This window comes from Paenibacillus sp. FSL H3-0286 (assembly GCF_045040705.1).
GTDB lineage: Bacteria > Bacillota > Bacilli > Paenibacillales > Paenibacillaceae > Paenibacillus_AQ > Paenibacillus_AQ odorifer.
Genome location: NZ_CP150285.1, coordinates 4,639,350 through 4,651,212, shown reverse-complemented (window position 1 = coordinate 4,651,212; position 11,863 = coordinate 4,639,350). Strand labels below are relative to the sequence as shown.

Annotated in this window: 11 protein-coding genes; 10 read left to right on the top strand and 1 reads right to left on the bottom strand. The window is 44.3% G+C overall.

All coding sequences use genetic code 11. The features are described from left to right. Positions 1–57: 57 nt before the first annotated feature. Positions 58–453 carry a DUF2871 domain-containing protein gene (locus tag MHB37_RS20945; RefSeq protein ID WP_076129897.1) on the bottom strand — a complete coding sequence of 132 codons (396 nt, stop codon included), beginning with the start codon at positions 451–453 and terminating at the stop codon, positions 58–60. Positions 454–639: 186 nt separating this feature from the next. On the opposite strand from MHB37_RS20945, the gene MHB37_RS20940 reads away from it, so the two are divergent. The 10 genes from MHB37_RS20940 (at position 640) to MHB37_RS20895 (ending at position 11,855) form a co-directional block, all read left to right on the top strand. Further along, positions 640–1,194 (top strand): GNAT family N-acetyltransferase, encoded by a 555-nt coding sequence (locus MHB37_RS20940; RefSeq protein ID WP_081387118.1) that lies wholly within the window; start codon positions 640–642, stop codon positions 1,192–1,194. 147 nt (positions 1,195–1,341) lie between these two features. Beyond that, entirely contained in the window at positions 1,342–2,004 is a 663-nt protein-coding gene (locus MHB37_RS20935; RefSeq protein ID WP_094903188.1) for an MgtC/SapB family protein, read from the top strand. A gap of 467 nt (positions 2,005–2,471) precedes the next feature. Further along, the gene (locus tag MHB37_RS20930; protein ID WP_405168455.1) at positions 2,472–3,629 is read left to right on the top strand and encodes an ROK family transcriptional regulator; all 1,158 of its coding nucleotides are present in this window, start codon (positions 2,472–2,474) and stop codon (positions 3,627–3,629) included. Between the two features lie 28 nt (positions 3,630–3,657). After that, complete coding sequence (locus MHB37_RS20925) at positions 3,658–4,662, top strand: asparaginase (RefSeq protein WP_076190548.1); 1,005 nt, start codon at positions 3,658–3,660, stop codon at positions 4,660–4,662. An 89-nt stretch (positions 4,663–4,751) separates the two neighbouring features. Then, positions 4,752–6,356 carry a glutathione ABC transporter substrate-binding protein gene (locus MHB37_RS20920; RefSeq protein WP_076141089.1) on the top strand — a complete coding sequence of 535 codons (1,605 nt, stop codon included), beginning with the start codon at positions 4,752–4,754 and terminating at the stop codon, positions 6,354–6,356. 112 nt (positions 6,357–6,468) lie between these two features. Continuing rightward, entirely contained in the window at positions 6,469–7,392 is a 924-nt protein-coding gene (locus MHB37_RS20915; protein WP_036689023.1) for an ABC transporter permease subunit, read from the top strand. A 147-nt stretch (positions 7,393–7,539) separates the two neighbouring features. Further along, entirely contained in the window at positions 7,540–8,370 is an 831-nt protein-coding gene (locus MHB37_RS20910) for an ABC transporter permease (RefSeq protein WP_370510612.1), read from the top strand. A gap of 13 nt (positions 8,371–8,383) precedes the next feature. Beyond that, positions 8,384–9,385: an ABC transporter ATP-binding protein gene (locus MHB37_RS20905; RefSeq protein WP_076278748.1), complete on the top strand. Its 1,002-nt coding sequence runs from the start codon at positions 8,384–8,386 to the stop codon at positions 9,383–9,385. Next, the gene (locus MHB37_RS20900) at positions 9,382–10,374 is read left to right on the top strand and encodes a dipeptide ABC transporter ATP-binding protein (RefSeq protein WP_339168682.1); all 993 of its coding nucleotides are present in this window, start codon (positions 9,382–9,384) and stop codon (positions 10,372–10,374) included. The genes MHB37_RS20905 and MHB37_RS20900 overlap by 4 nt, the downstream gene beginning before the upstream one ends. 41 nt (positions 10,375–10,415) lie before the next feature. Further along, positions 10,416–11,855 (top strand): leucyl aminopeptidase family protein, encoded by a 1,440-nt coding sequence (locus MHB37_RS20895; RefSeq protein WP_339168680.1) that lies wholly within the window; start codon positions 10,416–10,418, stop codon positions 11,853–11,855. Positions 11,856–11,863: the final 8 nt, after the last annotated feature.

Here is an 11,863-nt window from a genome sequence, read left to right as displayed (position 1 = left end):
CGGAAGCAGGGGATATTTAAAAGAGCCGCTGGAGTGATCCTGGCGGCTCTTTCTGTATTATTTAATTCGTTTACCGAGTAGCACAAGCAGCCAGATGATTCCAGCCCCAACAATGGCGTGACCAAGACCCGCAATATGGGGCAGGAAGCTAATATCACTGCCGTTAATTTGCAGCATTCCGCGTGTAGCCATTGCACCAATCGTGATTAGAAGACCAATGTTATAGACAATGTACCATGCACCAAAAGATTTAGCCTCATGGATATTAAATAACTTGTCTAAGATCATAGCAATAATAAAGAAAAAGAATCCTAAGACTAGAATGTGAGTGTGAAGCGCAACTAATATAGTATCTCCTGTGAAATCATTCATTTTAGTAATTTCGCGATAGGCCACTCCGGCTATCAAACCAAGAATTGCATAGAAAAAAGACGTGTAATACAATTTTTTCATAAGAATATCTCCTTTGTAGGTATCGTTATGATTGAAGTGTATCAAGCAATTAAGAACGCAATATGAACAAATGATTACAAGGTGAAAAAAATCACTAGTTTATAAAATACATTATATCCTAAAGGAAGTTTCACTTTCCACGACGAACTGTACTACTAGAGAAATGAGAGGAGACTTAAGGAAAATATGATCGATAACGTTGAAGGATTTCCTGTGCTCGAAACAGACCGCTTTATTTTGAGAAGAATTACACTGGATGATGCTAAAGAAATATATAATTATTTTTCAAAAGATGAAGTGACCCAGTATTATGATCTGGATAGCTTTACCGATATACAGCAAGCGATCAACCTTATCGAAAGATGGGATGAACGTTTCAAAGGCAAACAAAGTATTCGCTGGGGAATAGCCAGGCGTGAGGATAATATAATGATGGGTTCATGCGGATATCATAACTGGGCGCACAGAAATTTCAAAGCAGAGATTGGGTATGAATTATCTCCACTTTATTGGCGGCAGGGTGTGATGACGGAAGTCCTGACAGCTATTATTGCGTATGGCTTTGAGCATATGAAGCTCCATCGAATTGAGGCGTTTTATGATCCGGCTAATATTGCCTCCAAGAAGTCTCTTTTGAAAGCGGGCTTTAAGTATGAGGGATTGTTGCGCGAATCTTTTTTTGAAAAAGGTAGATTTGTAGATGCGGAGATTTGCTCTTTGTTAGCTTCCGATACGAACTAAGAAGTATAAAATTAAAAAAATGCGAGTTAACCATAATGCGAGAGGACGTATTATGGTTTTTTGTTTGTGATACAATAAATAGATTATCGAATTTATCCTACGTGGTACTAATCCAACATACATATCATGATGAAAGAAGGTGAAGGTATGGAGTTTGAGTATTTGCTTCGTGTAATTGGCGCGGGAATTTGTGGCGTATTAGTTGGATATGAACGCAAAAGCCGGATGAAAGAAGCTGGAGTTAGAACACATTTTGTTGTGGCCTTAGGTGCTGCACTCATGATGGTCATCTCCAAATATGGGTTTCAGGATCAAGCGGATTGGCCTAATCTTTCTCTTGATCCCGCTCGGATAGCTGCTCAGGTAGTAAGCGGAGTAGGTTTTTTGGGCGCAGGAATGATTTTTATGCAAAGACACACAGTCAAAGGGCTCACTACTGCTGCAGGGATTTGGGCAACAGCCGGAGTGGGCATGGCTATAGGGTCTGGTCTTTATATTCTTGGCGTAGGAGCAACGATAATCATTTTACTTGGGCAAAAGATCTTACACAGTCGTAACAGCTGGCTGGCCGCACCAAAAACCCAACAGCTCGTTATAAGTCTAGCTAACACAGAAGGCGCTATGGGCCGAATTCAAGAGTTGCTTAAAGAACACAAAATCGCTGTTCTAAGTTTTCATGCTGAAAATAACAGTGTAGAATCCGAATTAAACGTAGAAATCGTTGTAAGATTGCCTGAATCATTTAATCCAGTACAATTGTTATCGATGATCCAAGAGGACGCAGCGGTTAAGACCGTTGAGTTTCAATGATTTTTTAGCACCTTCGATGTAACTAACTCACTTCGCATCAAAAGCTACCTCCTTTTTGAGAGTTTCCTTTTGATGCGAGTGTTACCTTCAATTTACCATCGATTCACACACCCTCACATTAATCCAAGCAAAATACCACTTTCAGTCTTTCTATTCCAATTATTAGGTTCAAGATTCAAATTAAATGCTAATTCATGGGCTTATATGTTATGTCTGTGTTATATATTGAGTGGTTTTTGTGTTGGTTATCTTTCGTTAACCGCTTACATTTATTTTTAAATAAAAAATATGTCATTTATATTGACACATAAACCATGACCCTTTATTATTAATCCCATCACTGGAGAAACTAAATTAAAATTTAAATCAAAGAATACATTATCAGCGCTTTATTTGCAAATATTTTCTTGTTTTTGTGGTTTATTAATCCAATTAATGCACTGGAGAAAATAATTAGGAGAATGCCCGTGAAAAAGCACGATCAGGATTTTATGAAGCGACAAAATCGTTTAACGGTTTTCGAAATTATAAAAAATCAACAACCGATTTCTCGCGCTTCTATTGCTAAACAGACTGGTATGAGTCCTACGACTGTAAGTCGAATTGTCGGAGAGTTGACGGAGGAAGGATATTTACTCGATTCAGAGCAGGTATCATCAGGATTAGGTCGGAAATCAACGTTAATAGGTATGATGGACGCTTCTGTATTATCGGTTGGCGTTGAACTGGATCGCAGTCTTATGTCTATTGGAATTGTGGACTTACAAGGACAGCTTATCTGCAGTAGTCAATTTCCCCGTACACCAGACGAAAGCCCGGATCGAACGCTGGAACGGATTCATGAAGCCATTGAGCAATTGTTCCAGCAGCATGTGATTGACAGAACACGCATCGTGGGTATTGGCGTTGGACTTCCTGGCATTGTGAATAACGAAGAAGGAATTGTTGTCTTCTCTGTTCAGCTAGGATGGAAAAATGTGCCGTTAGCCAAACGCTTGAAAGAGCTGACAGGTTTTGAAATCGCTTTGGACAATGAGCTGAAAGTAAGGGCTCTTGCTGAACATCTTAAAGGAGCTGCAGTCGGCTCCAGCCGTACGGCATTATTGGGTTTCGGTCAAGGCGTGGGCTCTGCGATGATTCTCGAGGGAGAGATTTATCGAGGGGTGATGAACAGTGCGGGTGAAATTGGGCATACGACAGTGGATCCTAACGGAATGATGTGTGAGTGCGGCAAAGCGGGCTGTTTACAGACCTATATAAATATCAGTTCTTTATTATCTGAAGCTAATCGGATTCGCCCGATCCGTACGATTGAGGAGTTATTCGCAGCAAAACATGCAGGAGAACAATGGGCGATTCACTTGATCGACCGTGCACTCATGTATATGGCCATCACCATTAATAATGTCGTATGCATGTATAACCCCGACAGCGTGATTTTAAGTGGAGAACTCGTGGACAAATTCCCGGATATATATGAAGAAGTTGAGCAGCTGTACCTCTCGCGCTTTACCTGGGAGCCGCTTCGTGGTTCCTTTACGATTCATCGCTCGTTGCTAAATGAGAAGGGTGTAATTATTGGATCGGGACTTTTATCGCAGAATCGATTTTTTGCCTTAGATTAAATTAACTACTGCTGGGGAGGTTGTACAGATGGGATTTACAACATTGGTAGAAGAATATCGTGGTGGCCTGCTGGAGAATGTGCATTATGGTGCAGTTAGTGTAGTTGATGAGAAGGGCAACATTTTGTACAAAGCAGGCGATCCGGAGCATATGACTTATCTTCGCTCTGCTGCTAAGCCATTCCAAGCTTTGCCGGTAATGAAACGCCGGATCGATGAAGTATATGGTTTGACAAGTAAAGAAGCTTCGCTGTTTACCGCTTCACACCGGGGAGAAGCCTTCCATATTGAAGCGCTTGAAGCTCTTTTTCAGAAAATGGGATTAAAAGAAGAGTCACTACATTGCTGCTCTACATACCCGCTGAATGAAGAAGCCAAAGCAGAACGTCACCGGGCAAATGAACCCACTCGTAAAATCTTTCATAACTGCTCAGGCAAACATGCAGGGTTAATGGGCCTTAGCAAATATATGGGTTGGGATATAAACACTTATTACGATCCTAACCATCCTGTACAACAGGAGATTCTTGAGATGATGGCTTATATCGCTGAAGTTCCCAAAGCGTCCATCCCGCAAGGTATTGATGGCTGTGGACTTCCTATCTTCGCACTTCCGCTTCATAAAATCGCTTATTCCTATCTAAAGCTAGCGTGTCCCGATTTGATTGAGGATACGGATATACGTAACGCAGCCGCTGTCATTGCAAAACTTATGAACGATAACCCGGTTATGATTGCTGACACGAAATTTGTATGCTCAGAGCTCCTGAAGGATGACAATCTGACGGCTAAGGGTGGAGCAAAAGGGGTATACGGTATCGGACTCCGTAAGGAACGAATGGGTATATCACTGAAAGTATCCGACGGATCAGAACAAGTCTGGCCATGTATTATCGCATCGATTCTAGAACGTATTGGTTACAGCAATCAAGACACAATTGATCGCCTATATGCACTCGTGCCTAACACGATTGTTAATGATGGCGGTACTGTAGTCGGCGAACGCCGTGCTGTATTTCAATGGGAGATCTAGAGCATAAGGTCAAGAATAATCTTCAAGTTTGGTGATTAATCGGACTAGAAGCTTTTCTAATACATCGTTTGAATAGGGGAGTGTAAAAAATGAAAGCAAAAGGAAAAGTATGGTCAATGTTCATGCTGCTGCTTATTACAGTAGTAGTGACTGCAGGGTGCGGCAACAAAGCGAGCAACGAGGGACAAAACGGCAATACTGCTGGTGGAACTGAAACTAGCACCCCAACTACAAAGAATGATAAAGACATTGTAATTGCCATCAATTCTAACTTTATTACGCTGGACCCTCATAACGCAAGCGATACGCATTCAATCAGCGCTGCCAGAACGATGTACGAAGGTCTGATGGGTTTTGACGAGAATATGAACGTGGTTCCTGTTCTTGCCGCAAGCCATTCCATAAGTGAAGACGGGTTGGTCTACACGTTCACGCTGCAAGAGAATGTTAAATTCCAAGACGGTACTGACTTTAATGCTGAAGCGGTTAAAGTAAACATCGCCCGTATTCAAGATGAGAAGAACAATCTGAGACTGCGCAAAAGCTTCGCAAAGGTAGCGAAAGTGGAGACTCCTGATGCTAAAACCGTGGTTATTACACTCAGTGAGCCGTACAACGCATTTTTAAATAAAGTAGCTATGGCACCTATTATTAGTCCGAAAGCTTTAGAAGAAAATGGCACCGATATTTCGAAAAATCCTGTAGGGACGGGACCATTTAAGTTCAAAGAATGGGTGCAAGGCGACCGCTTGGTTGTCGTTAAGAACCCTGATTACTGGCAAGCGGGCTTGCCAAAAGTGGATAGTGTGACCTTTAGACCTGTACCAGAGAATGGATCACGGATAGCCATGCTGAAAACCGGCGAGGCAGATTTTATTTATCCAATGCCAACGGAGCAAGTATCTGAGGTTGAAGGTCTTGAAGGAATTACTGTAGATACCATCGATTCGACAATCGTCCGTTATGTAACGTTAAATACGATGAAAAAACCTTTTGATGATGTGAAGGTACGTCAAGCCATTAACTATGCTATCAATAAAGAAGCTTATATCAAAGTTGTGAAATCGGGTCTTGGTGCTAAGCTTGATTCCACGATGTCTTCCAAAACACAATACTATTCCCCGCAAACAGGTTATGACTATGACATTGAAAAAGCTAAACAATTGCTTGCTGAAGCAGGTTATCCTGATGGATTCGAAACCGAAATTTGGGGTGAAAATGAATCCGAAACTATGAAGGGTATGCAATTTATTCAGCAACAGCTAGCACTTGTAGGGATTAAGGTAGACGTGAAATCCATGGAAGGCGGCACATTGTCCGACCAAATTAACTCTGCTAAGACACCTGAAGAAGCAAAAATTCAAATGTGGTATGTCAGCTGGTCTCCGTCTTCAGGAGATGCAGATGGTGCAACCAGAGGGTTGTTCAGTAGTGAAATGTTCCCGCCTGCTGGCTCAAATACAGCCTATTACAAAAATGAAAATGTAGACAAATGGATCGCTGAGGCGAATAAATCTGTTGATCCAGAAGCAGCTAAATCCATCTATGGCAATATTCAAAAAACAATTTGGGAAGATGCTCCATGGGCATTCATGGGCGTCGACCAAATCATCTCAGGCAAAAGATCGTATCTGGAAGGAGTTAAGGTCTTCCCGGATGGTTCCATTAATGTCCTGAATGCAGAAGTGAAATAATGCTAAACAAACGTTAGGTTTAATATCCCAAGAAATGAACGAGGCCGCTTCTGTAGTATGGTGGGAAGCGGCCTCACTAAATCATTTGTCGATACTGAAGGGGGCTTATGAGTTGGGTAGATATGCTTTACAAAGACTCCTCGGGGTTATTCCGCTGTTGTTCATTGTATCGGTGCTTGTCTTTTTGTTTATTCACTTAATCCCAGGCGATCCAGCCCGACTTATTGCCGGTAAAGATGCCACGCTTGAAGAGATTCGTGGAATTCAGGAGCAGCTGGGTCTCAATCTGCCTTTGTGGAAGCAATACATAAACTACATGGGTGATCTGCTAAGTGGGAATCTGGGCAATTCGATCCGTTCAGGGATCCCGGTTACTGACATGCTGGAAAGCAGAGTAATGCCTACGTTGTGGCTGACTTTTCTTAGTATGGCCTGGGCTCTAATTATTGGTCTTCTAATTGGCGTGGTTTCAGCCGTTTATCGCAATCGGTGGCCGGATCATTTAGGGACGTTGACAGCCATTTCAGGGATGTCTATTCCTGGATTTTGGTTAGGCTTGGTACTCATTCAAATTTTCTCGGTAGAGCTTGGTTGGTTTCCAACGGGTGGTGTTGATTCCTGGAAGTCCTATATTCTTCCTTCCATTACACTCGGGATGGGGATTATGTCTATGTTGGCCCGTTATTCTAGGTCATCTATGCTGGAGACTCTTCGGGAGGATTATATCCGTACAGGACGTGCAAAAGGCTTACGCGAGTATGTTGTTATCGGCAGGCATGCGCTGCGCAACTCTTTGATTCAGGTGGTTACCGTAGCTGGACTTCAGTTTGGGTTCCTGCTCGGCGGCTCTGTAATGGTTGAGACGGTATTCAGTATTCCGGGTCTTGGCAGGCTGCTAGTAGACTCCATTTTGTTCCGGGATTATACAGTCATTCAAGCCTTACTGCTTCTGTTTGCTACACAATTTATTCTTATCAATCTATTAGTAGATTTATTGTATGGCGTACTTAATCCGAAAATAAGGTTTTCTCAGTAGCTAATGCGACTAAGAAGCAGAATTTCAATAGATTTATAGGGTGAATTTAGGATCAGGAGGGATATCATGAGTGACAATTCGGCGGTGATGGGAGCAAAATCTCCATTACCCGGAGAGGTACTGGCCCCGGAGAAAACAAAAGGCCGTATGGGTGTTTTTTTACGTAAGTTCAGTAAACAAAAGATGCCCCTTGTGGCCGCATTTTTTATTATATTGCTATTCCTAATTGCAATTTTCGGGCCATTTCTGACCCCGTATAATCCTGATGAACCAAACTACGATGCTCTTATGGCAGGTCCTTCTGCTGCACATTGGGCCGGGACAGACGAATATGGCCGTGATATTCTAAGCCGTTTGATTGATGGTACTCGCTTAACCTTAGCGGTCAGTCTCAGTTCCGTCTTAATCGCAGGTGTACTTGGAACTATCCTAGGTCTGTTAAGCGGATATTATGGCGGTTGGCTAGATCGGATAATTATGCGTGGCAGTGATGTACTATTTTCTTTTCCTGACTTGCTGCTTGCCATTGGGATCGTCGCCATTCTCGGTCCGGGTCTATCCAACGTTGTTATCGCAGTTGCAGTTTTTGGTACTCCATCGTTCGCCCGAATTATTCGGAGCGTAACGCTATCTGCGAAAGAAACATTGTTTGTGGAAGCGGCTCGTTCCATGGGAGCGAAGCATCGCCGGATTATTTGGCGGCATATTTTTCCTGAGACCGTGCCCAGCATTATCGTTAATCTATCCATGAAGATTGGCGGAGCGATCTTGGCCGCTGCTTCATTGAGCTTTCTCGGAATGGGTGCAAAAACAACAGAGCCCGATTGGGGCGCAATGTTAAGTATGGGACGTGATTATTTAAGTATTGCTCCACATATCGTTTATTTTCCGGGGATAGCCATCTTTTTAACAGTACTTGCATTTAACCTGGTCGGGGACGGACTGCGTGATGCTCTTGATCCCAAAATGAAAAACTAAGGAGGGACAAGACATGACTCAACATTTGTTGGATGTACAAGGGCTGAAAACGGAGTTCAAACGCGGCGATGGAAGTATAACTGCGGTTGCGGGGGTAGACTTTGCTATTAAAAAAGGCGAAGTGTTAGGCCTGGTTGGTGAATCTGGTTGTGGCAAAAGTGTAACCTCATTATCGATCATGCGGTTGCTTAAAGATACGCCGGGCAGAATTTCTGAAGGTTCTGTGCGTTTTGAAGGAAAGGATTTGACGAAGATTTCTGAGAAGGAGATGCGCCAAATCCGGGGAAATGATCTGGCAATGATTTTTCAGGAGCCGATGACCTCTCTTAATCCAGTGCTGCGGATTGGGCTGCAATTAACAGAGCCGATTAGACTGCATTTGGGTTATGGACGCAAGAAGGCTCGTGAGCATGCGATTCATATGTTGCGGCTTGTAGGTATCCCTCGCGCAGAGGAATTAATCGATGAATATCCGCATCAACTATCCGGCGGGATGAGACAGCGGGTTATGATTGCAATGGCCATGTCTTGTCATCCAAAGCTGTTGATTGCCGATGAACCCACGACCGCACTCGATGTAACGATTCAAGCGCAAATTCTTGATCTGATGAAGCAGTTGAAAGATGAACAGGATATGGGAATGCTGCTCATTACCCATGATCTTGGAGTAGTTGCCGAATTATGTGACCGGGTAGTTGTTATGTATGCAGGTCGTGTGGTGGAAGAAGCCTCTGTTCAGGAGCTGTTCGCCAGACCGCAACATCCGTATACCAGGGGATTGATTCAATCGGTACCTAAGCTGCGCCAGAATGTACATCGCTTGGAGTCTATAAAAGGGAATGTGCCAGACCTTTCACAAATGCCTGCCGGCTGTAAGTTTGCGCCACGCTGCGAATTTGCCATGGAGCGTTGTCTGTCGCAAGAACCTGAGCTACTTCCGATTGAGGGGCTAGAGCGCAAAAGCCGTTGTTGGCTTACACAGCAGGAGGACACGGAAGGAGCGGGATGTTTATGAAAGAGACTCCATTAATTGAGGTTAAGGGTTTGAAGAAGTTGTTTTCTGTGAAGAAGGGCTTCTTCGGAACGACTAAATATTTACACGCCGTTGATGGGATTTCATTCGCCATTCGTAAGGGAGAAACGTTCAGCCTTGTAGGTGAAAGTGGCTGTGGGAAATCGACTACGGGCAGGCTGGTGACCCGCTTACTGGAACCCAATCATGGAGAAGTATGGTTTAAGGGACAAAATATTAGCCATATCTCAGACAACCAGATGCGGCCTCTGCGCAAAGATATGCAGATGGTGTTTCAAGACCCTTATGCTTCACTTAATCCCCGCATGAAGGTGAAGGATCTTGTCGCCGAACCCCTGCTTATTCATACAAAGCTGTCCTCTAAAGAACGGGATAAACTAGCTTGCGAACTGCTAGAGACCGTTGGATTGAACAGTTTCCACGCCGAGCGATTCGCGTTTGAGTTCAGCGGTGGACAGCGGCAACGGATTGGGATTGCCCGGGCTCTGTCCGTTCGCCCAAGTCTAATTGTGGCGGATGAACCCGTGTCAGCGCTGGATGTATCGATTCAGTCCCAAGTGTTGAATCTGTTACAGGACTTGCAGGAGGAATATGGCCTGACGTATTTATTCATCTCTCATGATCTCAGTGTGGTCGAGCATATTAGTGATCGAATTGGGGTTATGTATCTGGGTTCTCTTGTGGAGACGGCTGATAAGGATACATTGTATGACCGTCCCTTGCATCCTTACACCCAAGCGCTGCTATCTTCAGTTCCCGTGCCCGATCCAAGCTTGAAGAAGGAACGCATTATTCTAAAAGGGGATCTTCCAAGTCCCGTTGATCCGCCGACGGGCTGTCGTTTTCATACAAGATGCCCTTCCTGTATGGAAATCTGTAAGCAACATGCGCCTGTATTCCGGGAAGTTGAACCAGGTCATGAGCTCGCTTGTCATCTCTTTGATGAAGAAATGTTGAAACTAGAACGATAATTTAAAATGTGAGTACACTTTACGGAAAAGAAGGGACAGCTATGAATATCTTGTTCGATTCCGCTAATGGGGCGGATACGCTTATCTACTTAGCCTATGAAGAGGAGACTTTTCCTCTTCGGCTGGGAGAAGCTCACAAACAGAGTGGCAGTGTGACATGGTTATATGCTCGCTCTGAGGAAGAGTCCGATGTGATAGCTATTGGAATGGGAAAACGCCGGGCTCTTACGCTTGAGAAAGTTCGCCGAGCAGCGGGATCTGCCGCCCGTACAGCCCTAAGAGAAGGAAGAAATTCAGCTTCATTTGTTCGTAGGACAGCAGAAAGTAATATTTCCGCTGCGGATGAGCTTCAAGCATGGATTGAAGGCTGGCTTCTCGGATTATATCGTTTTCAAACCTATCGTGGTGTTACTAAAATAGACATTTCAGTTGATTTGCTGCTCCAGACAGCTGATTGGCCTGAACTGACTAAGCTTGAACTGGAAGTTGTACTAAGTACTGGCCGCATGCGCGCTGAAGGAGCAGTGGTTGCTCGCGATCTGGTGAATGAGGTGCCCGGGACTCTAAATCCGGATCGGTTCGCAGAATGGATGGTCGAATATTTCGAGCGTGATAACGCAGCAGTGAAAGTTCATGTCTACCGGGGGCAGGAGCTGGTTGACCTACAGATGAATGGGTTGCTGGCGGTTGGAGCAGGCAGTAAACACTCCCCAGCCCTCGTTGAAATTCGCTATGAGAGTAACCCTGAATTGCCAATGCTGGCATTGGTGGGTAAAGGTGTTACCTTCGATTTGGGTGGGATGAATGTTAAGACCGCAAGTGATATTAGCGATGCACGTATGGATATGGGTGGGGCAGCAGCTGTTATTGGGGCGCTGGATATTTTAGTAAGGAATCAAGCTCATGTAAATGTGACCGCGTTGATCCCAGTTGTTGATAACGTACCAGATGCTGAAGCAATGCTGCCATCGTCTGTTATACGCTATCCTAATGGGCTGACGGTTCAGGTTGCAAATACGGATGGCGAGGGGCGGCTTATTATCGCGGATACTCTTATTCATGCAGCAAATATCGGGGCAACTAAGGTCATTGATATTGCAACGCTTACTGGAAATGTTGGCGCAGCGTTAGGATTAGGTATCGCCGGCATATGGGGTGATGGAGAGATGACGCAGAGCCTCGTCGAAATCGGTGAGCGCAATGGAGAACGACTGTGGCCCATGCCGCTTATGGATGAATACGAAGTCGATCTTCGAAGCAATTACGCTGATCTACGCAACGTTAGTACTTCACCTTTTGCAGGTGCGATTACAGCAGCGCTTTTTATACGGCGTTTTGTAGCGGAATCGCTGAGCTGGGTTCATATTGATATGGCTGGGACGGTTCAGTACAAACAGGATGTGGGGTATTCAGAAGCTGGAGCAACGGGCTATGGTGCTCGACTGCTCGCTGATTATGTCATGAAACAGGCACAACAATAACAACCGGA

Excerpts from the sequence above, each read along its gene's own strand:
- MHB37_RS20940 (WP_081387118.1), top strand. The coding sequence starts at position 640 with ATGATCGATAACGTTGAAGGATTTCCTGTGCTCGAAACAGACCGCTTT.
- MHB37_RS20900 (WP_339168682.1), top strand. The coding sequence starts at position 9,382 with ATGAAAGAGACTCCATTAATTGAGGTTAAGGGTTTGAAGAAGTTGTTT.
- MHB37_RS20895 (WP_339168680.1), top strand. The coding sequence starts at position 10,416 with ATGAATATCTTGTTCGATTCCGCTAATGGGGCGGATACGCTTATCTAC.
- MHB37_RS20910 (WP_370510612.1), top strand. The coding sequence starts at position 7,540 with ATGGGTGTTTTTTTACGTAAGTTCAGTAAACAAAAGATGCCCCTTGTG.
- MHB37_RS20945 (WP_076129897.1), bottom strand. The coding sequence starts at position 453 with ATGAAAAAATTGTATTACACGTCTTTTTTCTATGCAATTCTTGGTTTG.
- MHB37_RS20920 (WP_076141089.1), top strand. The coding sequence starts at position 4,752 with ATGAAAGCAAAAGGAAAAGTATGGTCAATGTTCATGCTGCTGCTTATT.
- MHB37_RS20935 (WP_094903188.1), top strand. The coding sequence starts at position 1,342 with ATGGAGTTTGAGTATTTGCTTCGTGTAATTGGCGCGGGAATTTGTGGC.
- MHB37_RS20925 (WP_076190548.1), top strand. The coding sequence starts at position 3,658 with ATGGGATTTACAACATTGGTAGAAGAATATCGTGGTGGCCTGCTGGAG.
- MHB37_RS20905 (WP_076278748.1), top strand. The coding sequence starts at position 8,384 with ATGACTCAACATTTGTTGGATGTACAAGGGCTGAAAACGGAGTTCAAA.